At 45.1% G+C, this 26,329-nt stretch carries 22 protein-coding genes and 1 other RNA gene; 12 read left to right on the forward strand and 11 right to left on the reverse strand.

Annotation, left to right across the window (positions count from 1 at the left end; translation table 11 throughout):
• Positions 1–32 precede the first annotated feature (32 nt).
• From dapD to RT064_RS06610, 3 genes are all read right to left on the reverse strand, one after another.
• Positions 33–854: a 2,3,4,5-tetrahydropyridine-2,6-dicarboxylate N-succinyltransferase gene (dapD, locus tag RT064_RS06600; RefSeq protein WP_065252815.1), complete on the reverse strand. Its 822-nt coding sequence runs from the start codon at positions 852–854 to the stop codon at positions 33–35.
• 170 nt (positions 855–1,024) lie between these two features.
• Positions 1,025–1,714 (reverse strand): LrgB family protein, encoded by a 690-nt coding sequence (locus tag RT064_RS06605; protein ID WP_313062543.1) that lies wholly within the window; start codon positions 1,712–1,714, stop codon positions 1,025–1,027.
• A gap of 49 nt (positions 1,715–1,763) precedes the next feature.
• Positions 1,764–2,255, reverse strand: a complete 492-nt coding sequence (locus RT064_RS06610) for a CidA/LrgA family protein (protein ID WP_313062544.1) — start codon at positions 2,253–2,255, stop codon at positions 1,764–1,766.
• A 177-nt stretch (positions 2,256–2,432) separates the two neighbouring features.
• Here RT064_RS06610 and RT064_RS06615 point away from each other — a divergent pair, with 177 nt between their 5' ends.
• Positions 2,433–3,332, forward strand: a complete 900-nt coding sequence (locus tag RT064_RS06615) for a LysR family transcriptional regulator (RefSeq protein ID WP_313062545.1) — start codon at positions 2,433–2,435, stop codon at positions 3,330–3,332.
• 212 nt (positions 3,333–3,544) lie between these two features.
• Entirely contained in the window at positions 3,545–4,561 is a 1,017-nt protein-coding gene (cysK, locus tag RT064_RS06620) for a cysteine synthase A (protein ID WP_313062546.1), read from the forward strand.
• Between the two features lie 233 nt (positions 4,562–4,794).
• On the opposite strand, the gene RT064_RS06625 is transcribed toward cysK, so the two are convergent.
• Together RT064_RS06625 and RT064_RS06630 are read right to left on the reverse strand one after the other, a co-directional pair.
• Complete coding sequence (locus RT064_RS06625) at positions 4,795–6,165, reverse strand: MATE family efflux transporter (protein ID WP_313062547.1); 1,371 nt, start codon at positions 6,163–6,165, stop codon at positions 4,795–4,797.
• A 208-nt stretch (positions 6,166–6,373) separates the two neighbouring features.
• Entirely contained in the window at positions 6,374–7,459 is a 1,086-nt protein-coding gene (locus RT064_RS06630; protein WP_313062548.1) for a hypothetical protein, read from the reverse strand.
• 197 nt (positions 7,460–7,656) lie between these two features.
• On the opposite strand from RT064_RS06630, the gene hemW reads away from it, so the two are divergent.
• The 8 genes from hemW to RT064_RS06670 all read left to right on the forward strand — a co-directional run bounded on the left by hemW (position 7,657) and on the right by RT064_RS06670 (position 15,360).
• On the forward strand, positions 7,657–8,805 hold the full coding sequence (gene hemW / locus RT064_RS06635) for a radical SAM family heme chaperone HemW (RefSeq protein ID WP_313062549.1): 1,149 nt from the start codon (positions 7,657–7,659) through the stop codon (positions 8,803–8,805).
• Positions 8,806–8,883: 78 nt separating this feature from the next.
• Positions 8,884–9,669: a TatD family hydrolase gene (locus RT064_RS06640; protein WP_313062550.1), complete on the forward strand. Its 786-nt coding sequence runs from the start codon at positions 8,884–8,886 to the stop codon at positions 9,667–9,669.
• A gap of 260 nt (positions 9,670–9,929) precedes the next feature.
• Positions 9,930–10,631 (forward strand): TetR/AcrR family transcriptional regulator, encoded by a 702-nt coding sequence (locus RT064_RS06645; protein ID WP_313062551.1) that lies wholly within the window; start codon positions 9,930–9,932, stop codon positions 10,629–10,631.
• An 83-nt stretch (positions 10,632–10,714) separates the two neighbouring features.
• On the forward strand, positions 10,715–11,377 hold the full coding sequence (locus RT064_RS06650; RefSeq protein WP_313062552.1) for a type II secretion system protein: 663 nt from the start codon (positions 10,715–10,717) through the stop codon (positions 11,375–11,377).
• Entirely contained in the window at positions 11,374–11,796 is a 423-nt protein-coding gene (gene gspI / locus RT064_RS06655) for a type II secretion system minor pseudopilin GspI (protein WP_313062553.1), read from the forward strand. Before RT064_RS06650 ends, gspI begins: the two co-directional genes overlap by 4 nt.
• The gene (gspJ, locus tag RT064_RS06660) at positions 11,793–12,605 is read left to right on the forward strand and encodes a type II secretion system minor pseudopilin GspJ (protein ID WP_313062554.1); all 813 of its coding nucleotides are present in this window, start codon (positions 11,793–11,795) and stop codon (positions 12,603–12,605) included. The genes gspI and gspJ overlap by 4 nt, the downstream gene beginning before the upstream one ends.
• Positions 12,557–13,855 carry a type II secretion system minor pseudopilin GspK gene (gene gspK, locus RT064_RS06665; protein WP_313062555.1) on the forward strand — a complete coding sequence of 433 codons (1,299 nt, stop codon included), beginning with the start codon at positions 12,557–12,559 and terminating at the stop codon, positions 13,853–13,855. Before gspJ ends, gspK begins: the two co-directional genes overlap by 49 nt.
• Positions 13,856–14,061: 206 nt before the next feature.
• Positions 14,062–15,360, forward strand: coding sequence for an NCS2 family permease (locus tag RT064_RS06670; RefSeq protein ID WP_309577077.1), 1,299 nt, complete (start codon positions 14,062–14,064; stop codon positions 15,358–15,360).
• Positions 15,361–15,419: 59 nt separating this feature from the next.
• Here the strand turns inward: RT064_RS06670 and ssrS are convergent.
• Positions 15,420–15,618, reverse strand: a non-coding RNA gene (gene ssrS / locus RT064_RS06675) — 6S RNA.
• 287 nt (positions 15,619–15,905) lie between these two features.
• Here ssrS and gpmI point away from each other — a divergent pair.
• Together gpmI and RT064_RS06685 are read left to right on the forward strand one after the other, a co-directional pair.
• The gene (gene gpmI, locus RT064_RS06680; protein ID WP_313062556.1) at positions 15,906–17,528 is read left to right on the forward strand and encodes a 2,3-bisphosphoglycerate-independent phosphoglycerate mutase; all 1,623 of its coding nucleotides are present in this window, start codon (positions 15,906–15,908) and stop codon (positions 17,526–17,528) included.
• A gap of 23 nt (positions 17,529–17,551) precedes the next feature.
• A complete protein-coding gene (locus RT064_RS06685; protein WP_313062557.1) occupies positions 17,552–19,072 on the forward strand; it encodes a S41 family peptidase in 1,521 nt (506 codons plus the stop codon).
• Positions 19,073–19,132: 60 nt separating this feature from the next.
• On the opposite strand, the gene cysE is transcribed toward RT064_RS06685, so the two are convergent.
• From cysE to dnaE, 5 genes are all read right to left on the reverse strand, one after another.
• Positions 19,133–20,059, reverse strand: a complete 927-nt coding sequence (gene cysE, locus RT064_RS06690; protein ID WP_409519539.1) for a serine O-acetyltransferase — start codon at positions 20,057–20,059, stop codon at positions 19,133–19,135.
• A gap of 114 nt (positions 20,060–20,173) precedes the next feature.
• Positions 20,174–21,322, reverse strand: a complete 1,149-nt coding sequence (locus tag RT064_RS06695) for an acyltransferase family protein (protein ID WP_313062559.1) — start codon at positions 21,320–21,322, stop codon at positions 20,174–20,176.
• 48 nt (positions 21,323–21,370) lie between these two features.
• Positions 21,371–22,207: an RNA methyltransferase gene (locus RT064_RS06700; RefSeq protein ID WP_313062560.1), complete on the reverse strand. Its 837-nt coding sequence runs from the start codon at positions 22,205–22,207 to the stop codon at positions 21,371–21,373.
• Positions 22,208–22,231: 24 nt separating this feature from the next.
• Positions 22,232–22,576 carry an Hpt domain-containing protein gene (locus RT064_RS06705; RefSeq protein WP_313062561.1) on the reverse strand — a complete coding sequence of 115 codons (345 nt, stop codon included), beginning with the start codon at positions 22,574–22,576 and terminating at the stop codon, positions 22,232–22,234.
• 172 nt (positions 22,577–22,748) lie between these two features.
• Complete coding sequence (gene dnaE / locus RT064_RS06710) at positions 22,749–26,318, reverse strand: DNA polymerase III subunit alpha (protein WP_313062562.1); 3,570 nt, start codon at positions 26,316–26,318, stop codon at positions 22,749–22,751.
• Positions 26,319–26,329: the final 11 nt, after the last annotated feature.

Below are 26,329 nucleotides of genomic sequence, written 5' to 3' on the forward strand. Positions count from 1 at the left end.
TTAAATAATTTACTGTTATCTTGACTAAAAATCTAGTCCATTCTGAGCAAGTCATTGATAGAGGTTTTAGAGCGGGTTTGCGCGTCTACTTTTTTTACGATTACCGCACAGTACAAGCTATGCGAGCCGTCTTTACTTGGCAAACTGCCTGACACGACCACTGACCCTGCAGGAATACGGCCGTAACTGATTTCGCCTGTTTCGCGGTCTAGAATTTTGGTTGATTGACCGATATACACGCCCATCGAAATCACCGAGCCTTCCTCAACAATCACACCTTCAACGATTTCTGAGCGCGCACCGATAAAGCAGTTGTCTTCAATGATGGTTGGATTGGCTTGTAGCGGCTCAAGAACACCGCCAATGCCGACACCGCCTGATAGATGCACGTTTTTACCGATTTGGGCGCATGACCCCACCGTGGCCCACGTATCGACCATCGTGCCTTCATCGACATAGGCGCCGATATTGACGTAAGATGGCATCAAGATAGCGCCTTTGGCAATGTATGAGCCTTTACGCGCGACGGCAGGTGGCACCACGCGCACGCCCGCTTTGGCAAATTGTTCATCGCCCCAATCTGAAAATTTGGTTTCGACTTTATCAAAGAACTGCAGGTCACGACCGCCATTCATGATGCGGTTGTCGTTCAGACGAAAGGATAATAATACCGCTTTTTTGACCCATTGGTTGACGATCCATTCACCGTCTTTTTTTTCTGCGACACGCAAGGTACCCGCATCGAGCTGAGCGAGCACATCATTAACGGCAGCACGCACATCGTCGGTGGCGTCATTGGGGTTGAAGTTGGCACGGTTTTCAAACGCATCTTCAATAATCTGTTGTAATGACATAATTTTTTCCTACAATCCAAAAAAAGGTAGGTCATTGTCGCTAATTTTATTTTGTTTGGCAAATATTAATACGTCATTTTGGCAAGTTTTCATGAGTAGATAGCTTTGAGGTGTTGTAAAATCACAGCAGGTATTAAAAGGCATGTGTTAAATAGCTTAAAAAGTATGGGTTAAATAGCCGTCATTAAATGAATCAACGTAGGACCAAAAAACACCATAAATAACCCTGCCAATACCATCGTCAGACTGGCAATCACGCCTTCGCTTTCATGACGCTGACTGGCTCTTGCAGTACCAAAACCATGCGATGCATTACCCAATGCCACGCCGTGGGCAAGATGAAAACGGATTTTTGACCAGGCCAGTACCATATCGCCAATCACCATGCCGACCACCCCAGTAATTAAGGTAAATAGCGACACGAGCGCCGCTGAACCATGAATCTGCTGCGCCAAATCAATGGCAAATGGGGTAGAGATTGACCGTGCCATCAAACTGTAGGTGAGAGTGGCATCAAATTTAAACACGCGAGCAAACACCATGATGCTAGCAATACCCACCAACATACCTACCACAATCGACACCGCAAGCACGGCAGCATAGCGGTAAATCAATTGACGATACTGATAAATCGGTATGGCAAATGCCACGGTGGCAGGGCCTAACAACTCAACAATCCAAGCGGTATCGGCAAAATAGGTTTGGTAAGAAATCCCCAGCACAATCATCAAAACAATCGTTACTGTCGCCACCGTGATGGCAGGATTGAGCCAAAATTTTGGGAAACGGGCATACACCCGCTTTGCTAAAACATACGCCAAGATAGTCCAAAGTAAACAGCCGATAGAGATAATATTCATAGTAAATTACGATTGGTATGATTAATGATTAATGATTAATGATTTTTGATTAGTGATGTGCATGGTGCGTGCGGCGATACAACGCGCGCTTAACACGATTGCCTAGCATAAAAGTGAGGGCAGAGCTCAGCATCACCAGTGCCGTACTCACGACAATGGTAATCATCAGCTGCCAACCTTGAGCAAAAAATAACTGCTGATATTGGGTAATCGACATCATCAGCGGGATAAATAACAGCACCAACTCGCCCAAGATAAACTTAGCGCCGACATTGACCCAGTTGAGTTTAATGACCCGAGTCAATAGTAATCCCAACATCAAAAACAGCCCCAAGATGCCAGATGACATAGGGAGGTTAAATAACTTTTTGAGGATGTCAGCCGCGCCCCATACCACACCAATGAGGGTGGTTTGCAGTAAAATTTTGACCAGTGGCTGTTGTAACATCAGGTCTATTTTATGGGGTAACAGTTTATGGCGTAGCGGTTTATGGGGCACCAGTTTATGGGGTAATAGCTGCTGAAAAGTCGGAAGATTCATAGCGCGTTTCACGGTAAACAAGTCATCAACAATGAAGATATCTAGTATAAAAAAACCGTTAACAAAAAATATGAATAATATTTTTAAAATTATGCGTAAAATCTATAAGGCTAAAAAACTATAAAGTTATAAAGCTACAAAACAAAGCTATAACGCTATTTTGGGCAGTGCAAAAACATGATGACCTTAAAACAACTTCAATGCTTTATCACTGTGGTAAAAACCGGCGGATTTTCTCATGCTGCCGATACATTGAGTTTGACGCAGCCAACAGTCACCAAAGCCATTTCTAATTTGGAAGATACGCTGGGCGTGGCGCTGTTTGATAAGCAACTGATGAGCCGCAAGCGGGATATTGCGCTGACCGAAATAGGTGCATTGGTATATGAGCAGGCGCAGACGGTGCTGCAACATGTCGGCTACCTTGAGCAGACGGTGACGCAATATCAGCACATGGACCGCGGGCAGCTGCGGCTGGGGTTGTCACCGCTCGGGGGTGAGTTGTTGAGCGATGCGATTTTTGAGTTTTATCAAACCCATCGCCATATTGAGCTGTCGTTGCTAGAAGATGGCGCAGAGTCGTTAAAACAAGCCTTGCTCGATGATACGCTTGATGTGTGTACCTTGATGCAACCGATTGAGGAGGACTTTGATTGTATCCCAGTATGCGATTATCCCATTATGATGGTGGCACACCGACAGCATATGGGCAATACCATCAAACAAGTGACTTTAAAATCTTTAAAAAATGCGTCGTTGATGTTGTTTGCGTCCCATTCGTCATTTACCTCAATGATTGTCGAAGAATGCCAAAAAATCGGCTTTGAACCCAATATCGTTTGCCACACCAACCAATGGCAACTATTGACGACATTGTTGAAAAAAAACATGGGGGTGACGCTACTGCCCAAATATTACACCGATAAGCTCGATGACAAACAGCTGGTTTGCCTGCCGCTCGTCCAGCCCAATTTGACTTGGCAAATGGTGATGGCATGGCGAAGACACCGACCACTGACCCCAGCGATGCAAGCTTGGTTAAACGTAGTACAGCGCCAAGCTAATAATAAAATTTAATGGGAAAGTTTAATAGGAAAGATTAATCGACAGGCTAGAAACATGGTCTATAAACGTTTAATAGACTTGCTTATAGCACCGTGTTACAGCCTTGTGTTACAGCCCCGTGCGTTAGCGCTTTTTGATATATAGAATTTACCAAATGGTGTTAGACACCGCAAAATCACTGCCGTAAAATCATTCAACAATACCTCAAAAAAAAGGGAATACTTATGCTACAACAACCTGATGATCACTACACCGCACCCGCTAATCTTGGCACAGCGGTATATGCCAACAATGCCGATGCTATTGGTAACACGCCGCTGGTGCGTCTTAATCATATCATGCCACAGGGGGTGACCGTGCTTGCCAAAATCGAAAGCCGTAACCCGGCGTTTTCGGTCAAATGCCGAATCGGTGCGGGCATGGTGCAAGCCGCCGAGCAAGCAGGGTTATTAAAGCCAGGTATGCAAATCATCGAGCCGACGAGCGGTAACACGGGGATTGCGCTGGCGTTTGTGGCAGCAGCCAAAGGGTATAAAATCACGCTGACCATGCCCGCCTCGATGAGTATGGAGCGCCGTAAAGTGCTGGCTGCGTTGGGTGCACATTTGGTACTCACTGAGCCTTCGCTAGGTATGAGAGGGGCGGTGGAAGCTGCGCAAGAAATCCATGACAACCATCCTGGCGAATACTTTTTGCCGCAACAGTTTGATAACCCTGCCAACCCAGACACCCATGTCAAAACCACCGCACCTGAGATTTTTAATGCCACAGGTGGTAAGGTCGATGCGCTAGTGGCAGGCGTGGGTACAGGCGGGACGATTTCGGGTATCGCCCGTTATTTTAAACAAATCAAAAATCAGCCGCTTTATACCGTCGCGGTTGAACCTGCGGAATCACCGATTATTACCCAGACGCGTGAAGGTAAACCCATTACCCCAGGTCCGCATAAAATCCAAGGGATTGGCGCCAACTTTATCCCAAAAAATCTTGCGCTTGATTTGCTTGATGAAGTCATCACAGTAACTGGCGATGATGCGATTGCAGGGGCAAGACGGGCGATGACCCAAGAAGGTATTTTATGTGGTATCTCTTGCGGTGCAGCGCTACAGGCGACGTATCAACTAGCAAGCCGCCCTGAGATGCAAGGCAAAACCATTGTGGTTATTTTGCCAGACAGTGGTGAGCGTTATTTAACCAGTGTGCTATTTGATGGTATCTTCACTGGCGAGAACTTTAATTAACAAACTTTCATGAACGATAAAAAAGGGCGTTAGTTAGCCCTTTTTTAATTTATTTCTACTTTATTTCTACTTTATTTTTAATTTAAAATCGCTATAAAAATCATCGGTTGAATACCGCAAACATGGTCATCAATCTATGACCCATAACGAATAACCCACAATAAATAGCCTAAGCGAATTTTCTAATCATTGCCAGTCATTTTTTTCAAGTCGTTTTTATTACCGACTTATTTTTATTGCCAAGCCATTTTTAAGCGTTTTTGCTGACGTAATAAACGCGTCCCTAACAGCAGTGACGCCAATCCCAGCGCCGCAACCAGCGCGATCCAAAATCCCTTAGCCCCCATATCGGTATGGCGCACCAAATAGGTACCCAGCGGAATCGCCACCACCCAATAGCAAAACAAGGTGATAAACATCGGCACTGTGGTATCTTGTATACCGCGCAAAATCCCCGCAAAATTGACCTGCCAGGCATCAAACAACTGATACACGGTGGCAAACCATAACAATAGCGCAGCTTGCTGAATCACTTGGGGATTTTCACTAAAGAAAGTTGGCAGGGTTTGCCGAAAAATGGCAGTTGACAGCATGCTAATCACCGCAAATGATGTGGCTACGGCAATGCCGATGAGCTTGATGCGTTTAAGCTCTCGGTAATCTTTGGCGCCATAGCGATTTGACACCATGATGGTGAGCGCCATCGCGACTGAAAACGGGAACATAAATAACTGCGATGAAATCGTCAACGCTACTTGGTGGCTTGCCACCGCGATTTCACCCAGTGGGCTGATGATAATGGAAGCTAGACTAAACGCGCTCACTTCAAAAAAAATCGACATGCCAATGGGAATACCAATCGATAATTGCTGACGCAACTGAGCAAAATCCATGCCGGCAAAATTGGCAAAAAACCGTTGATTGGCAAAATCTGACTGGGGACTCAAAGTCAAATAGCTTACCAACATCAATAAATTTATCCATAACGCAATCCCAGAGGCAAAACCACAGCCTGCGCCGCCCATAGCAGGAATCAGCATAGTTTCACCGAGGGTGACGCCATGAATAAACGCATAGCTGAGCGGCACATTTAAAATCAAACCAATGAGGCTAATCACCATGACCACGGTAGGATGTTTTAAGCTTTCGGTGTAGCAGCGCAGCGAGGTGTATAGACAGACTGCAGGAAACCCAAAAGAGATACCAAACAAGAATTTTTGCGCGATATGCTGAATATCCTTCGGTACCTTCATCCAATCAAACAAATAATGCAGCTGATTGACCGCCACAAACCCTATCATACCGATGATAAGCGCCAGCCACAGCGATTGTTGGGTGATAAACGGCACTTTTTGTAGTTGCTGTTGACCAATCGCTTCCCCAATCAATGGCGTGGTGGCAAGCAAAATACCAACCGCCAGCAAAAACGTGGGCATCCAAATACCCGCGCCGATTGCCACACCTGATAAATCTAGCGCGGAGACTTGCCCAGCGAGTAAAGTATCGACCAAGGCGAGTCCTGACTGGCAAATCTGGGTGATTAAAATAGGTAAGGTCAAGACAAATAATTGTTTTAAGTCTTGACGAGCAATAGCTGACAGCATGTAATGACCAAATATTCGTTGAAAATTCAATAAAGGCGGCAGTTTAACAGATTTTGCGGCATGATTTTTTATTGTTTAATTTATTGTTTAACAGGTCAACAAAATATAGGTCAAAAAAATTAGCGTTTGATTGTGATAGCGTCAACATAAAAAAGCCTTTATCAAATGTTGCTACAATTTGATAAAGGCTTTTTTTTAACAATAGCTGTTAAAGCGCTTTTATCATGGCTTGATAGCCTGTGAGTTTATTGGTCGCATCAAAGGTCTGTACCACAAACGCGTAATTGGCTTTGGTGGCATCCACAAAGGGTGTAAAAGTAGTACCATAGGTTAATTGGTTAGTACGTACAAAACCCATACCACGGTCAGTGGCTTTATCCAAATTGATTTGGGTGACAAGCGTGCGAGCGGTGTTGGCAGGCGCAGTCCAATTGAGGTTTAGAGTACTACCTGTCCCCGTAAGATTAACGCCTAAATTGCCGATAGTAGCGGTGAGTGGCAATACTTTAAAATCGCCATCACCGCCTAAGGTATAGTTGACATCACAGCCGTCTTTATTATCAGATAATTGTTTGCCAAAATCGATACCGACCTGATAACTATATTGACCATCCCAATAATCGCGATTGCTATCATAATCGCCATTAAATGGCATGCCCGCCACAGAGGTTTTTAATTCGTCAAACTGTAAAAATTTAAGCACCGTATTATCAAATTTTGCTGCTGGGTCGAGTGTGCCAGACAGCACACCACCGATCGCTTCGTCAGTTTTAATAGAGATTTTTTCTGTGGTCAAGGTGTTTGGGTCTTGGCAAGTTTTTTGTTGATAGCTCATTTGACCATACACTGAGGCGGCATAATCATTGCCAATATCAAAATACACCACGCCCAAGTCGCTATCATTGGGCTCGTTGTCGTTGTCTTCTACAAAATAGCCAACATACAACCCCCCTTTACCGCCTTCTGGGGTGATTTTGTCCAAAAAATTATCTAAGCTGTCTTCGGGCAAAAAGATACTTTGTAAAATCTCAGCCATGCTTTTTTCTTTATTGGTTAATTTATCCTCGACTTTTTTGTAGGCAGTACGGATATCCGTTGCAATGTTTTTATAACTATCATTGGCGTCGTCTAGGGCATTGTCGACAGTCTCACTACCTGAGCCGCCACACGCAGATAGGGCGATGGTGAGCGCAGTTAGCATGCCTGTTTTATAAGACGCTTTTTTATAAGGCGACTTTTTACATAGCGCTTTTTTACAAGACGCTTTTTTATAAGGCACTTGGCTATATGACATGATGACAGTCCTTCCTTGATGATAGATGAAATAGCAATAACAAATAGCGATAAATTATTAAATAAAATCAAAATAAAAGTTTGGGCTATGCTAACATTGTTATTTTTTAAAGTATAGCCAAATAGTAACGATTATCATCAAAAAATTGTTGGCTATAGCGTGTTAAATTATCAATCAAATGAATTAGTTACTGATTAATGCCAAATCCAAACCTTATCCCTTTATCGCTTTATATCCATATTCCTTGGTGTGTAAAAAAATGCCCGTATTGTGATTTTAACTCACATGAGAGCCGTACACCGATTGATTTTGTAGGCTATGTCGATGCACTGTTAGACGATTTAAAAACCCAGCTAAGCTTGGTACAAGGGCGCAAGATAGCCAGTATTTTTATTGGGGGCGGCACGCCATCGCTACTGCCGATTGCGCAATATCAGCAGCTTTTTGCGGGTATCAATGCTCAGTTAACACTGACTCACGACTGTGAAATCACCATGGAAGCCAATCCTGCCACCGTGGAGCATGCGCCATTTCATGAGTATTTAGCGGTGGGTATCAATCGGTTGTCGCTTGGTGTGCAAAGTTTTCAAACCCAAAAACTTGCCGCCTTGGGGCGGATTCATAACCCGCAGCAAGCGCTTTTTGCCATTGCCAATGCCCAGCAAGCAGGGTTTAAAAAGTTAAATGTCGACTTAATGCATGGCTTGCCCAACCAAACACTGGCAGACGCCCTGAGCGATTTGCAACAAGCGATTGATTTGGGCGTTTCGCATATTTCGTGGTATCAGCTCACCATTGAGCCCAATACCGTGTTTTATCGCAATACGCCAATTTTGCCCGATGACGAGATATTGGTGAATATTTTTGAGCAAGGCGCTCAGCTTTTACAAGCCAATGGGTTTGTGCAATACGAAGTGTCGGCATGGTCAAGGCAGGCGGATTTTCAGCCCAGTCAGCATAATCTCAACTATTGGCAGTTTGGCGATTATCTAGCAATTGGGGCAGGCGCGCATGGTAAAGTCACGCGGTCTGATGGCATTTACCGGTTTAGTAAATCCCGTTCACCAAAAGATTATAGGGTTAATCAGTCGGCGATAGGTTGGCAAGCCATCGAGCCGGCTGATTTACCGTTTGAATTTATGATGAATGGGCTGCGGCTAAAAAATGGGGTGCCCAAACAGTTTTGGACACAGAGAACAGGCTTGGCATGGTCAGTCATTGAACCGCAATTGATAAAACTACACAATCGGGGTTTGGTTGAGTTAAGCGGTGACCATATCCACTGCACAGCGCAAGGATTTTTATTTTTAAACCAAGTCCTGCAAGAATTTTTACCCGATGACTAACGCTTTGACGGCGCATTTGATTGAATTTATGCGCCGCAGCCTTATTTAAGCGTCAATCAATTAAAAAAAGAGAGTGATATGTTTACCGATACCCATGCGCATCTAAACCGTTTGGATTTAGAAAAATATCAAGGTGATATCCGTCAAGCCTTACAAGCCGCCAAGGATGCCAATGTGCAGCGGATTATGGCGATTATGTGTGAGCTGGATGAATACGATGCTATTTATGAGATTATCAATACGAAAATCGATGGGCTGACGTTGGGGATGAGTGTGGGCGTGCATCCCTGCGAAGACATTGCCATGCTAAAAAGTGCAACAGTTGAAACACTCGTTGAAATGGCAAATCAGCCACATGTTTGGGCGATTGGCGAGACTGGGCTAGATTACTATTGGTCAACAGAAAACAGCATAGAACAAAAAGCGAGCTTTGCCCGCCATATCCATGCCAGTCAGCATCTGAAAAAACCCATTATCGTCCATACCCGTGAGGCCAAACACGATACATTGGATTTATTAAAAGCAGAAAAAGCCGAGCATGGCATTATTCATTGCTTTACGGAGGATTATGAGACCGCCAAAAAAGCCTTGGACTTGGGTTTTTATATTTCTTTATCAGGGATTCTAACCTTTAAAAATGCCACTGAATTACAAGCAGTGGCGAAAAAACTGCCTAAAGATCGCATTTTGATTGAAACCGACAGCCCATACCTTGCGCCAGTGCCCAAACGCGGTAAATCTAACGAGCCTGCTTTTGTGCCCTATGTGGCGGATTTTCTCGCCAAGCATTATGACATGCCAGTCGATGAGTTTGCGCACTTAACCCATCAAAATTTTGACGCATTATTACATCAATATGCTTAAAAATAGTTAACGAAATCTTTATACTTTATTAAGTAGGTAATAAAATTTATGTGATAAAACATTTGGCAATGACTCATCAGTCATGTATCATACGTAACAACCTTGCTCTTATGTTACTAAGCGAGGTTATTAAGCTGGGTTACTATGCAAAGTTATTAAGCGAGCATTTTTTTTATCATTTAACAGTTGTGCGTAGATGGGTTGATGTAACGGGTCTCGTCAACAATAGGGGCTACTAGAACAGACTGATGGAGTAATCAATGAGTCGTCAACAACAATTCAAAAATCGTGAAGAAGTCATATTGGCAGTTGCCGAGCAGTTACTATTAGAGTCTGGGGAAGGCGATATCACCCTAGATAGTCTAGCCGAGCAGCTAGACCTAGCCAAAGGTACGCTATACAAGCATTTTACCAGCAAAGATGAATTGTTTTTACGCATCATTATCCGTCATGAGCAACAACTACTTGCGCTGAGCGAAGTCGGCGATTGTCCTGCCGCAGGCGTGGCACGTCTTACCCTGTTTCAACTGATCAATCCGCAAAAAGCGATATTACTCAACCAAATCGAAGAGCGCTTAGCCAATTCTGCCGTAGGGCTTAATAAGCTTTTTTCGCAGTTGTATGAAATTCGCCGTGAACGCATGAAGCGATTAATCAACACCACGGCCGAATACCTGCAATCGCTACACAGTACCATGAGTACCCGAGACTATCTATCAACCATTTGGGCGATGGGTCAGGGCGGTGCAGGACTGCTAAATTCTAGTTTTTACCAACGCTATCTTGGTCGCCGCGATACCTTACGCTTTGCCTTGGTTCAGCATATTTTAGACATTCCCAAGCAATACCCCGCTGCGGTACAATCAGTTGATGCGCCTACTGGGGCGAGTCAATCAAACGCTTCTACTCATACGGCAAATTCACAGACTGAATCAAACCTGACGACGCGCAATGTCAAATAGTAGATGCCAAAGAATACTAGTTAACTATCATCACCCACGGTTAAGCTTTATAAACTATCCCTGTTTTGTCTGAGTGCATAACGATGCGATTGCTGTTTGGTCGGTCTTGTAAAACTTTCACTCCCGCACCCAGTGCGATGGGTGGGCAACAAGGTTTTACCTTAATCGAAATCATGGTAGTCATCGTCATTTTATCTATTTTTGCTGGGATGATGAGTTTATCGGTTGGGGGTAGTGAAAATCGTAGAAACACGGCATTTTATGAGCGTCTGACCAGTAATCTTGATTATGTACGCTTGTTATCAACAGAACGCATGCAGCCTTATGGGCTGGCAATCAAACTGCCGCAAAATGATGCGCCCAATCAGCTAGTGGTGGTTAAATTAGAAAACGCCTTTTCCTATTCTCAAAGTGCTGTTCGCAATCCCAATGCCGCCATAACCTCGCAACCTGCGCCACCCCAATGGGTGATAGAAAAACAAATCGCACCGCTGGATGTGCCAGACAACCTTGACGTCAAAATCCGCCCACTGGATAACCCATTTAACACCACCATCGCCCAAAATACCCAACCCACCGCCAACTGGTTAAGCGGCAGCGAAGCACCGCCTGTGGTGTGGTTTGGGACAGGCGAGGCGACACCCGTGCAAATCAGCATCCAAAAAACCAATGCCGACAAACAAACCTTTGCGGTTGGCAATCCCATCATCGTCAACCAAGCTGGAGCGATCGAGGTGGCAAAATGACCATGGCTACCTCAAATAGACTGGCTACAAGACAGCATCAGCAAGGATTTACGTTACTTGAAGTCATGGTGGCGTTAGCGATTTTGGCGGTGGTTGCGGTATCGGCAAGCCAAGCCAGTCGCAGTTATGTGCAATCCGTGGATAACATGAAAACACGAACCTTTGGCTATTATGTGGCGCAAAACACGCTGGCAGAATTACGAGTACAAAAAACTTGGCTCACCGCATCCGATACTCGGCAAATCACCTCGCAAGGTCGTCAATGGCAAGTGGTTATCTCACCGCAAACCACACAACCCAGTCAAGGCTTTGTCCAACCCATTCATGTTCGCGTGGCACCTATTGTCGATGGCAGCGCAAAAAAAGACGTGGTGGATATTGATGCAGTACTGGTAAAGGATATGGGGACAACGCCGTGAGCCCTTTTTTTATTCATTCCTCTGCTGCAACCGCACGGCATAAAACATCTCAGCAAGGCTTTACCTTAATCGAACTGATGATTGCATTGGTGATTTTTGCCATGCTGGCATTGGCGGGATGGCAGATTATGGATAGTCTGACCAAAAGTCGCGAGCGCGGCTACCAACATCAAAAATCATTATCACAGCTTGATTATGCTTATTTACAGCTGTCGCAAGATTTGGCACAAACCAGCAATTATGTGGCGGTGCCAATCCTGTCAGCGACTGCCAATGATACGACATCGGCGAATAGTGCCGCTATGACACCAACCTTTGTATTAAATACGTCACAAATGAGTTTTATCCGTTTTGCTGCGCCCGATCCGCGTTATCAGCCGTCACCTATGCTAGCAAAAATACAATATTCGTTGGCAGGGGAAACACTGACAAAACGGCGTTTTTACCAGTTAGACGACAACAACGAAACCCCTGCAACCAGTGTGTTATTGACAGGTATTAAGGATGCCAGTTGGCGAGCATTGACGCCTGACGCGGTGAGTGTTTTTCCAGATGAAGCCACGCTGCAAAAGGTACAGCAACTACAAGCGAAAAAAAACACCAATCAAACGGCCAATGCTGCAACCAATCCGATTCCTAACACGCTTAATAATGTAACAGATCAAAATGGCAATTTGCAAAACAGTATAGATTTAACGCCTTATCAGCAGTTACCACGCGGCATCGAGCTTAGTTTTAGTTACCAAGGCGAGCCAATTACTTGGCGATTTGCGTTACCCAGTACACCGCCAAACGCACCGAACCCATAATGCAATCAAATTTTAGCAAATACACCATGCCAACAAACTCCAATCCGTCTAAAATTTTTGCAAATGTTACCATAGCAAACCCGCCATATCGGCATGGGCAACAAGGAATGGCGCTACTGACTATTTTGTTGTTGGTGGTGGCGATTACCATCGTGGCAGGCAGTATGCTTGCCAATCAAAAAGTGATGATTCGAGAATTTGAGCTAACCAAAGGTCAAGGGCAGCTTAGAGAATATGCCTTGGCAGGCGAAGCTATGGCGACCAATGTGATCGCGCAAGACAGCCAAGTCAACCAAGTCGATAGTTTGACAGACGCTTGGGCAAAACCCATAGCTGAGCAAACCATCAATCAAGCCAAAGTCAACATTAAAATCGACGATGATGCCAGCCGCTTTAATATTAATAACCTGTATCACGATGGCAAAGTGGATGATACGGCACTGGCTTTTTTTCAAGCGCTGTTACAAGCCAATGGCTTATCGCCCAATATTGCGATGGCGGTGCTCGATTGGCAAGACCCAGACAGTGATACCCTTGCCAACGGTGGCGCAGAAGCAGCGTATTATCAAAGTACGGGCAAAAAAATGGCGATGGGTATCGCTAATCAGCCTTTTATCTCAATCAATGAATTGCAACAGGTGCGCGGTATGGACAGCGAAGGATTGCAAAAATTAGCGCCGTATCTGACCGCAGTGCCATATTATCTGCCCATGAATATTAACACAGTGAAGCCCGAACTATTAACCCTACTGGTGAATTTACCCGCCGCAACCAATGGCAACCATCCGCAAGGCTCAAACCGTTCGGACAGTGATGACGCCCCAGAATCTGGGCAAGACACTAGCGCAGCTTCAAATGTGGCGGCTACCCACCAAATCGACGATACGGCAATCATCAATTGGGCAAATGCCCGAGAAAACAATCTACGGGTGCAAAACTTAAATCAACTGTGGGCAGTGCCAAGTTTTGCCCAGATTGACGAGCGTAATAAAGCACGCATCGCCAAGCTGTTATCCACCCAAAGCCAAAGTTTTCACGTCGTTGTCAGCGTCAAAAGTGACGACAAGCAGCTTTTTTTGCATAGCCAAATCGCTAAGATTTTACCTAAAGCTGACAATGACCCAGCGCCTGCTTCTGGTGTGTCAGCGAAGCCCATGCCAGGACCAGTCAATGCACAAAATGGCACACAAAATAACACGCCACCACAACTCATCACTTACAACCGCCAATTTTTACCCTTTGCCCAATAACGCAGCAGCGCAATAAATTGGCTTCAAAATTCCCAGTTATTTTATGTTTATTTTAATCAGTTATTTGTTACTGGCGTATTCTAGGGTAAAATAAGGGGTTTTTCTTGGGCGTTGTTGAATGACAATGGGGCAGAAAACGGGCACAAAAGCGTTGTCAACACAACGGATACAGACGCAAATTAGGTGAATAAACTGGGTGAATATAGATGAATGTAATCGAGCGCTATTTTGGCATAGATGGCCGCAATACAACGATAAAAACTGAAATTCTGGCAGGTCTGACAACCTTTTTGACCATGGCTTATATTATCTTTGTCAATCCCGACATGCTAGCAAAAGCCGGGATGGATAAAGGGGCAGTATTTGTAGCGACGTGTCTAGCCTCAGCGCTGGGCTGTTTTCTGATGGGATTGATTGCGCGTTTGCCCGTGGCATTGGCACCTGGCATGGGTCTAAATGCGTTTTTTACCTTTACCGTCGTCTTGGGAATGGGTAAAAGCTGGCAAGTGGCTTTGGGGGCGGTATTTATTTCAGGCTTGCTCTTTGTGTTGATTAGTGCCTTTAAACTGCGTGAATGGATTATCAACGCCATTCCCTATACCCTTAAACAAGGTATCGTGGCAGGGATTGGGGCGTTTTTAGCATTTATTGCGCTTAAAAGCTCGGGCATCATCGTGGCGAGTCCCGCCACGTTTGTGACGATGGGCAAACTCACCGATTTTGGTCCTGCGATGGCGATTTTAAGCTTTTTTCTGATTGTCGTATTTGTGCAGCGTAAAGTCCCTGCGGCAGTAATGTTGTCAATTTTAATTGTGACGGTGATTAGCTTGTTGGCAGGGGAAAGTCATTATTCAGGGATTGTGTCAATGCCGCCATCGATTGCACCGACGTTTATGCAGTTAGATATTGCAGGTGCGCTTGATGTGAGTATGGTTAGCGTGATTTTTGCCTTTTTATTTGTGGTGTTATTTGATACATCAGGCACGCTAATCGGTGTGACCAAAAAAGCCGGGTTAATGTCTACCGACGGTCAAATCCCGAATCTGGGTAAAGCCTTGTTTGCTGATTCAACGGCGGCTGTGGCAGGGTCATTGCTAGGGACTTCATCGGTAACAAGTTATGTAGAAAGCACCGCTGGGGTGGCAGCAGGTGGACGCACCGGTTTGACCGCGATTGTAGTGGGTGTGTTATTTTTATTGGCATTATTTTTTGCGCCATTGGCTGGGATGATTCCTGCGTATGCGACGGCAGGGGCGATTTTTTATGTCGCGGTATTGATGTTATTTACGCTGCGTGAGATTGATTGGGATGACTTGACAGAAGCTTCACCTGTCGCGGTAGTGCTGCTGTTGACGCCGCTTACCTTCTCAATCGCGGATGGGATTGCGTTAGGTTTTATCACCTATACCATTGCCAAATTGGTGAGTGGACGTTATAAAGAAGTTAGCCCTGCGGTTTGGGTGTTAACCGTGATTTTATTGGCAAAATTGATTTTTTTAAGTTAATCAATGGCTGAGCAAAAAAAACCATCTAGCCGAATTGGGTTAGATGGTTTTTTATTAAATTTTGGTCCAGAGTACCGCTGTCTATGTGAACCCATGAACTGTAACGTTCAGGGTGGGTATGGCAACCACTCTTAAGGCTTCCTGAATCATCGCAGCGTGGCTGGATGCAGGCTTGCACAACAAGTGAAAAGAACGCATACCCTTATATAAATTATCAGCTCAGGTAAAACCATAAACTGGCGAATACCCCAGATGCATGTATTGTAGCAGATTCGGTGAACTGATGCAAAAGCTCGCTCGTTAATTCAATGATTGATTAAATTAATTACACTTGACGCTCAAAATACCATTGAAATCGTCAAAACACATCACAAGGTTTTTTGTTCTCATCATATTGCTTAGCAGTTAACAGTTAACAGGCTTTGCAGTTAACAGAATGACGCAAAATCAGGGTTAAAGAGATTGAGCGAGCTATGCTATAATTTTCAAAATTTTTTTAATACTAGTTTTGTATTTTCCTTATTTTAGCTTTTCTAGAGGCAACAATGAATCAAGCGTCTAACTCGGTTACCCATCAATCGACGGTTAAAAAAATCCCCCATGTGTTGATGATTTTAGATGGTTTTGGATATCGCGAAGATCAGCGTGATAATGCGATTGCCGCGGCGCACACCCCAAACCTTGATTATTTGTATCAGCATTATCCCCATGGCTTGATTTCAGGGTCAGGTGAAGACGTGGGTTTACCCGCAGGGCAGTTTGGTAACTCTGAAGTCGGGCATATGAATTTGGGTGCAGGTCGTATTTTGTATCAAGACTCTACCCGTATTCACAAAGAAATCCGCGAACAGCAATTTTTTAGCAACCCTGCATTAACCGAAGCAGTAAAGCTTGCCAATGACCGACAAGCCAATATTCATATCATGGGATTGTTATCGGATGGGGGAGTTCATTCGCATCAAGATCATATTGTTGCGATGGTCGAACTGGCATTGCAGCAAGGTGCAAAGCAGGTCTTTATCCATACATTTTTGGACGGTCGTGATACGCCCCCCAAAAGTGCGGACAATTATGTCGCACAATTAGAACAAGCACTTGCCACGCTTAACGAGCAATATGAGGGCACGGCTTATTTGGTCAGTCTTATTGGTCGCTACTTTGCGATGGATCGGGATAAACGTTGGGATCGGGTACAGCAAGCATATGATTTGCTGACCCAAGCCAAAGCAGAACGGGTAGTACAATCAGGTGCTGAAGCAATTAGCGCAGCGTATGGCGCAGGTGAAAGTGACGAGTTCGTTAAGCCGACTTGGGTGCGTTATGCTAACCAAAGGGCTGATTTTGGTACTATCCAAGACAATGACAGTGTGATTTTTATGAATTTTCGTGCCGACCGCGCCCGCGAAATCAGCCAAGCACTGGTATCAGCTGATTTCGATGGCTTTACGCGTGAAAAACTGCCAACACTGTCAAAATTTGTGATGCTGACCAAATACTCCGATGAATTACAAAACAATGACTTGACCAGTATCGCTTTTGAACCGACATCGCTAACCAACACCTTAGGCGAGTATTTGCAAGCGCAAGGCAAAACCCAACTGCGCATTGCGGAAACCGAAAAATACGCGCACGTGACCTTCTTTTTTAGTGGTGGGCGTGAAGCAGAGTTTGAAGGGGAGCAGCGGATTTTGGTCAAATCGCCTTCGGTTGCTACTTATGATTTACAACCCGAAATGAGTGCGCCAGAAGTCACGGAAAAATTAACTCAAGCCATCAATTCGGGTGCGTATGATGTACTGATTGTGAATTATGCCAATGGTGACATGGTAGGGCACACAGGTGTGTTTGATGCCGCTATCAAAGCCGTCGAAACGTTGGATAACTGTGTAAAAACCATTGCCGATTGTGTGCTTGCCAATCATGGGCATTTACTGATTACCGCTGACCATGGCAATGTTGAGCAAATGCAAGATTATGATAGCGGACAGGTACACACCCAGCACACCACAGAGCTAGTACCATTTATTTATGTCAGCGAGCAAGCGCCTGATAACGTCCACATTCGCACAGGTGGTAAGCTATCGGATGTGGCGCCAACCCTATTAGACCTAATGCACCTTGCCAAACCTGCCGAAATGACAGGTGAAAGCTTAATCGTAGCAAACTAACAGTTAATGGGTGCAACTATCCTATGGTAACGCAGCGTTTCAAACCACTATCCAACCCTACTTTCAAAAGACACGTTATCGTGCTGGCATTGTGGGGGATAGGTTCATTGGGTTATGCTGCTAGCCGACCGACTGTCAGTGCGCCTATCAAACCACCAGTCAAATCTGCTACCTCAGTTGCGGCAAAAACCAATAGAACGGCATTAACACCCGCCATCACTCAGGCGATTGCGGGTGTCAATCCTGCTGCTGCCGTACCTGCTAGTGGGGTGAATGCACCTGATGGTATACCCGATGGCGCTGATAACGACAATTTGACGGATGACGGCGCTGACGATGGCGGGGAAGTGGATATTACGTCAACCACGCCTATAGTGACTAATCCCACTACTCAGCCAAATCCCGCCACTCAGCCCATCGCGCCAGCCTCTGGGCAAATACAGCAAGTGGCGTTGGGGGCAGTATCACCCATCACGGTTGAAAAATTTGTCAAAATGATTGATATCATCCGTCAAAACTATGTGATAAATGTCGATGATGAGTCCCTGTTTGCCAATGCGATGGCAGGCACTTTAGCTGGGCTCGATCCTTATTCTGAATATCTGGATGCGAACGCGTTTGAAAACTTAAGGTTATTTACCGAAGGCGATATTGGCAGTATTGGCGTGAGTGTCAGTTTTCATGCCGATGTAGATAGCTGGGTGTTTGATGACGTGCTGCCCAATTCGCCTGCTGCAAAAGCGGGTATTCAGCGCGGCAATTATTTGCATCAAATCAATGATAATAAGTTAGACAATACACGAACCTCGCAAGATGTCGATCAGCTGCTGACAGGCATTGCAGGGACAACGGCTCGGTTGTTAGTCTCGGATAAAGGTCGTCGTAAACATCTGGTGGTGGTGCAAAGAACCTTGTTACAACAACAAGCCATGAGTGCCAACATCATTAATGGTGTTGCGGTGGTGCAAATCCCTGTGTTTCAAAACAATACCCAGCAGCAATTTTTAATGGCGCTCACCAAATTAAATCAGCCGTTTAACGTGCTGGTACTCGATTTGCGCAATAATCCAGGTGGCGTGTTGTCAGCTGCCAATGATATCGCAAGCTTATTTATGAACGATAAAGTGGTGGTGCAGATTAAAAATCGTCAGGGCATACAAGAGGTGATGCGCACCCACGGCAAAGCCCAATTTGCCGACTTACCGCTGGTCGTATTGCAAAATCGTTATTCCGCTTCGGCGGCTGAAGTATTAGCCAGTGCCCTACAAAACAACCAACGTGCCAAGGTGTATGGCGAAACTAGCTATGGTAAAGGCTCTATCCAAAGCATTGTACCCATCAATGATAACGAAGCAGTAAAGCTAACGGTCGCGCATTATTACTCAAGTAAAGGTGAGAAAATTGATGGCGTAGGCGTCAAACCCGATGTGACTTTGATGGGTGCAGAAACGAGTTGGCAAGATCAGGTATTAGCGGATTTGCAAACCACCAAGCGAAGCAACCAATTTTTACTTAAACCCACACCAACGCCCCAGTCTTTCTAAGCTAATCATCTAAGCCGCCACCCAATAACCTCTCATATTTATCATCGGGTGGAATTTATTTTATAGTTCATCTTCCATAAAAAATTGCGGATCGACGGCATCCAATTCACGCACATCAAGTTTGGTATAGTGTTTTTTGCAGAAATTTGGATCCAATTTGCACATCGCACTTTGCAATTCATCAAGGCGCGCTTCAGACTGGCGAATGTGCTCGAGCATTTTGATAAAAGTCATTGCCACGGGGTCTGGGGTGTTTGGGTCAATCCCATATTGATGAAAAACGCCCGCTTGCTCTAACTTAATTTTATTGCAATCATCTTCATTGGTAGCAGAGGTATTAATGGAAGTTTGTTCAACCGCTTTCATCTGCTCAGCATCGGTTGTTTTTTCGATGACGGTTTTTTCGATATAGTCGTCAGCTGGGCTTACCCCATTATTTGCCAAGCTATCAAGCCCCATTTGCTCCGCTTTGGCTTTATCATGAATCAAACGCGCGGCACCGCCTACCATGGTCGCACCGGCAGGCACTTCTTTGACAACGACAGCATTGGAGCCGATTTTGGCATATTTACCTACGGTAAAGCCGCCTAATACTTTGGCACCTGCACCGACAACCACGCCATCTTCCAGCGTGGGGTGGCGTTTGCCTTCACTTAATGATACCCCACCGAGCGTGACGCCATGATACAAGGTGACGTCATCACCGATTTCAGCAGTTTCACCAATGACCACGCCCATGCCATGGTCAATAAAGAATCGACGCCCAATTTTTGCTGCAGGGTGAATTTCAATCCCGGTCAAAAATCGATTACCAAAGGATACGAACCGTGCCAAGCCTTTGTTATTGTGTTGCCACATACTATGGGCGACGCGGTGAATCAATAGCGCATGCACGCCAGGATAAGTCAACAGCACTTCAAGCGTGTTACGTGCCGCAGGGTCACGGTCAAACACCGCTTGGATGTCCTCTTGTAATTCTGCTTTGATGGTCTGGGTTTTTTTGGATAAATTTTGGATGACGGACAACATACTGACTACCGATTTTATAAAAATTTTAAGTGATTATGATATCACGAACTCATTAAGCTACGCTATGATTGGCTATGATTGCAATACTGTTGTCGCATCACGACGATAGCTAGGTCGATGCATCAAAGGTTTTTCAATATAGTTGTAGCCTATAACAGCAAACATAACAACGAATACCAACACCAGCGGGTACGTCCACACATACGCGGTCATCGATTGGCTAAAGTCATGCAAGTGTAATAAGTTAAACCAAACATACATTACTAAACCATGGGTCAGATACAAGCTATAACTTAATTCACCCAAGACCTTTAGACCTTGTTGGTATAACACGCCAAAATACGTAAAACCGTTGGCGATAAAACAAAACAGTAAGCCACAAAGTAGCATTTGCCCATAAGAATACGCCGATGTTTCAAATAAAATAAACAGGGTGAGTAGGCATAAAGCGATTGCAAAAACCACAGGAAATTTTGCCAATACATCTTTAAAAAAATCTTCCAACCAAACTGCAAAAAAAGCCAGCAAGAATAACCCATACAGCTTGATAATAGTATGTGTGAAAACGTAACACAACACAGGTAAACTTATCATCAGCATCGCGATATTTTGCCACTGGCATACTTGTTTGGGATGCGCCAATAAAAATAGTAACGGTAGGCTAAAATAAAAACCCCACTCATAAAGCAGCGTCCAAGCCGCGCCCGCAACCAGTGGCCAAGCGTAAAAGTTTTTAAGCGATTGATTGTTAAAGCTTAACCAGCGCAGCGTCCATTGCTGCCATTCAGGCAGGGGTAGCGGCGGATGTTGCTGGGTGAAATAGATAGCGACGATACAAATGCCCAAAAATAAATACAGCGGCACAATGCGCTGCAGCCGAGAGCGATAAAGATATTGCCAATCCATCTGCGGCTGTTTGAGTTTACCAAAAAATAAATATCCGGTAATTAAAAAAAACAGCGATACCGGCACACTACCCAAGTTGGTAAAAAAATCAATATTGGGTGACTGCCAGCGCCCCGTCATTTGAAAGAAATAATTTTTAAAAAAGTGATGGGTAAACACCGATAACGCTAAAATGCCACGGATACCATCTAATGGGGAATGGCGATGGCTGGCATCAAACCCCACAATCATCCGTTGGGGGAGTTGATTGAGGAGCCAAGTGATAAGCGTTAAGCTCAGCACAAACACAACAGCAAGCAAAACAGTGGCAGACATAAAATTTGAGCGCTTAACGGGTTAATAATTTATCGTTTGAGTAATGCTTTATCGGTTGAGTAATTTTGCGATGGTGGCTTGCAGTAACTGATATTCTTTGATATCAAGCTGTAATCTACTAAGGAGTCGATTAATACGCTGAGGCATCACTTTAGATTGGGCTGGGTTATAGATATCTAAATTCTCCAGCAATGCCAATAGCCTATTTTCTAGCTGTAAACGCTGATCATTTGAGATAGGTGGCTCATCCCACTGCTGGCGAAAAGTCAAATCAATCGATTTTTCAGCCGCTGTTTTTGCTGTCAATGCTAATTCGGCAGTTTCGTAAAAAACGCTGGCAATCACTTGAACCGCAGCCGCCACATTTAACACCCCATACTCAGCATTGGCAGGAATTTGAATATGGTAGTCGGCCAATTGCAACTCTTCATTTGTTAAACCGCGATCTTCACGACCAAACACAATAGCAAGTTGCCAATTGTGATGCGCAGCATTTGTCATTAAATCGCCAAGGTTGTGAAAATTAGTGACCATCAATTCGGCCGCTTGTCGGGGCGATAACACGGGTCTTGGAATATGGCGTTGGCGACTACTGGTAGCAATCACCCAGTGGCAATCTTGCAAGGCTTGCTCAAGGGTGTCACAAATGGTCACAGCGTCTAAAATTGCTTTGGCACCTGCGGCATGGGCATAGGCATCTTCGTCAATCGGTAGTTTGGGCGCCACCACCGTGAGCTGCGTTAGTCCCATGGTGTGCATGGCGCGCGCGGCAGAGCCGATATTGGCAGGCAAGGTGGTATTCACCATCACAATTCGAATACCGGCTAAAAATGCCGCAAGGGTTGAGAAGGGTTGCTGATAAGCATTAGTGTCAGTTGTTACCATGGGTTGTCAAATTTTAGCCAGTCGTTACGCAATAAGCGATTGTATTTGGTCATTCACTGCATGGCATTCCGCTTTGATTTCTTCAATCAGTTGTTCATGTTGATTGATATGACCTGTGCGGCAGATTTCTTGCAGTTTATAACAAAGTTCGGTCAGCTCGGTAGCGCCAAGGTTAGAGCTAGCGCCTTTTAAGCCGTGCGCTGCATTATACCCCAAACGGTTGTCTAAGTTGGCATACGCTGTGTCCATTTCCGATAAACGTTGTAAGCTATCTTCCATATAAGTATGAATCAAATCGACAAAATCTTCCTCAAGTAATTCTCTTAATTCTTCAAACTGGGGTAGGCTGATATGGGATGGCTGAGTCATATGAGTTTCCTGTTGATGGGACATTGAATAAAACATCATTGATTAAATTTGATTGGCTTATTTTAGCCCATATCTCATTGAATTTTATCAAAACTTTGATGAAAGTCAGTTTAAAGGATACAAACGTTTATCGCATGATGGTTTTATCGGACAAATTCACCAAAATCAGACGCTAACTAAAATGTAAATGCAAATCTTCTTCATTGACCAAGCTTTTGAGTTTGCCAAAATTCTCTTCTGTCGGCACAATTTGCCAATGCGTTGGCATATTAAGATGGGCAATCGCATAGTCGTTATATACACATAGGTTAATCGGTACCCCTAATTGACCCGATTGAGCCAATACATTGGCGGGCTGACTGTCCGCAAATTGGGCATTATCGGCCGGGTGATTCAACTGATGCGATAAATAGTGAATTGTTGAGTTATTGGCGGTCGCTAACAATTGCTGTATCTGCTCAAACAGTGCCATATCATGACCTGCAATTTTGATGCTGATTTTTTTGAGCCAGCGTTTGCGCGCATCGGTTAAAGTCATTACCTCTTGTAGGCTGGCATAAAACGTGCCATCGCGTTCACGAATAGCGCCGTCGATAATCACCACGGTTTCGACTTTAAGCTTATCTTTGACGCGGGCAAAACGCTCGGCATAACAACTCACTTCGATACGACCTGTACCGTCATCTAAGGTAATCACTGAGCGATTACCAAAGTTTGCCACATCGAGTATCAAGCCTGCAAAAAATACGGTTTCGCCATAGCTGGTTTCGCTCAAATCGCCCAATGTCTTTGGCGTATAGCGTTTTAACTCATCGCGATAACTATCAATCGGGTGACCGGTCAGATAAAGTCCTAGCGTGTCTTTTTCACCTTTTAAGCGTTCAGCATCTGTCCAGACCGGCTCACAGGGCAATGGGGGTGGCGCAGTGACCTCGTGTATATCGCTAAATAAATCAATCATCCCTAGGCTGTCATTGCTACGCTGTTGCTCGGCTGCCTGTACCGCTTTTGGCAATTCGGCAAGTAACGCGCCACGGATGTGATAAGCTTCATCCGCAGGCAAATCAGGTCGTAATTTTGGCGCAAAACTATCAAAACAGCCTGCTTTAACCAATGCTTCTAGGGTACGTTTATTGACTTTTCGCGTGTCAACACGGCGGCAAAAATCATACAAATCGGTAAACACACCGCCCGCGTTTCGCGCTTCCACGATAGACTCTACGGCGCCTTCACCGACACCTTTAATACCGCCTAACCCATACACAATGGTCTTCGGGTTAATAGGCACAAACGCCCAATTGGAGTGGTTAACACTGGGGTTTTCTACTTTTAAGCCAAAATTTTCGCGGCAATCATTGATAAAAAACACCACGCCATCGGTATTATTCATATCCGAGGTGATGACCGCCGCCATAAATTCGGCAGGGTAGTAATGTTTTAAATAGGCAGTTTGATAGGCTAACACGCCGTATGCCGCTGAGTGTGATTTGTTAAACCCGTAGCCGGCAAATTTTTCCATCAAATCAAACACGCCACCTGCAAGTTTATCATCGATGCCTTGACCAATAGCCCCTTCAACAAAAATACTGCGCTGTTTTGCCATTTCTTCGGGTTTTTTCTTACCCATCGCGCGGCGTAGCATATCAGCACCGCCTAAACTATAGCCTGCCATCGCTTGCGAGATTTGCATCACCTGTTCTTGATAGACAATCACCCCATAGGTATTTTCCAGTATTGGCTCAAGTCGGTCATGGTCATAGATGACCTCTTCGCGGCCATGTTTACGGTCAATATACATATCGACCATTCCGGCATCGAGTGGACCCGGGCGGTACAGCGCGCACATGGCGATGACGTCTTCAATATTGGTCGGTCTCAGCTTGGCCAAATATTTTTTCATGCCGGTACTTTCAAGCTGGAACACAGCGGTGGTATGGGCATCTTGTAGCAGGGAGTAGGTGGGCTTATCGTCTAAGGGTAAAGTCTCAAGATCAAGCGGTGGCTGTTGTTCTTTAGCGCGGCGTGCGTTGATGTTTTTTACTGCCGCATTAATTACCGTTAAATTGCGCAGACCCAAAAAGTCAAATTTTACCAAGCCGACTGCTTCCACATCGTCTTTATCAAACTGACTGACGGGATGACCCTCTTCATCACAATAGATGGCGCTATAATCGGTGATTTTGGTCGGCGCGATAAGTACGCCCCCTGCATGTTTACCAACGCCCCGGGTAATCCCTTCGAGCCGTACCGCCATTTCCCAAATCTCATTGGCATCTTCATAATCCATATTGTCAGGATTGTTAAGCAAATCTTTGAGTTGCGGTTCGGCTTCAACCGCTTCAGATAGCGAAATACCGGGGGTTTTGGGGATGAGTTTGGAGATTTTATCAGCAAGGCCATACGATTTACCTTGAACGCGCGCGACATCACGCACCACCGCTTTTGCCGCCATCGTACCAAAGGTGATGATTTGCGATACCGCTTCTCGTCCGTATTTTTGCGCCACATAATCAATGACGCGGTCGCGCCCTTCGATACAAAAATCGACGTCAAAGTCTGGCATGGATACCCGCTCAGGATTCAAAAACCGTTCAAACAGTAGGTCGTATTCTAGCGGGTCTAAGTCGGTGATATTGAGCGAATACGCCACTAATGACCCCGCGCCTGAGCCACGACCGGGACCTACAGGCACATCATTGGCTTTTGACCAGCGGATAAAGTCCATCACGATTAAGAAATAACCGGGAAAACCCATATTCAAAATCGTCGTGAGTTCAAACTCCAAACGCTCATCATACGGCTTGCGTTTTTCGGTCCAGCTGTCGTCGCGTTTTTCGATGGGGTAGAGTTTTTCAAGGCGTTTTTCTAGACCTTCTTGGGCGGTGCGCCGAAAAAAGGTTTCAATGGTATCGCCTTCGGGAATGGGGAATTCGGGTAAATCATGATGACCCATAGGAATAATGACGTTACAGCGTTTTGCCAAATCCAAGGTGTTATCAATCACCTCTGGCATGTCACTAAACAGGGCAGTCATCTCATCTTGGGTTTTTAAATATTGCTCAGAGGAATAATCACGTGGGCGATTGGGGTCGGCAAGCACTTGCGAATTGGCGATACACACCCGTGCTTCGTGCGCTTCAAAATCATCTTCTGTTAAAAAACGCACGTCATTATGGGCAATGATAGGCACATCAAAGGCATTGGACATGCGAATGGCTTGCTCGATAAAACGGTCTTCGTTGGCGCGCTTGGTGCGTTTAATGGCAAAATAGACACGATCGGCAAATTTGGTTTGCCATTGTTGTAGTAGGCTATCGGCTTTTTCTGGGTGACCTGATAACATGGCTTGACCGACGTCTGATTTTTCGGTGAACAGCACAATCACCCCTTCACTGCGCTCAAAAATCCAGTCACGCTGAATAATCGGTTTGCCCATTACTTGACCATCGACAAAGCCTTTTGACACGATATTGGTCAAATTCTTGTAGCCGATTTGGTTGCTGGCAAGTAGCGTTACTGTCGTACTATCATTTTCAAGCAAAACCTCTGAGCCAATAATTGGCTTGATACCGGCATCCAAGCAAGCTTTATAAAATTTGACTGTGGCATACAGGTTGGATAAATCGCTAATGGCAAGCGCCAGTTGGTTATCGGCTTTGGCAGCTTTGACCAGCGCTTTGATGCGTACAATCGAGTCAGTGATAGAAAATTCGGTGTGAATACCAAAGTGTACAAATGCCATGGATTGCCTTT

Source organism: Moraxella sp. CTOTU49097, assembly GCF_032064105.1.
Taxonomy (GTDB): Bacteria; Pseudomonadota; Gammaproteobacteria; order Pseudomonadales; family Moraxellaceae; genus Faucicola; species Faucicola osloensis_B.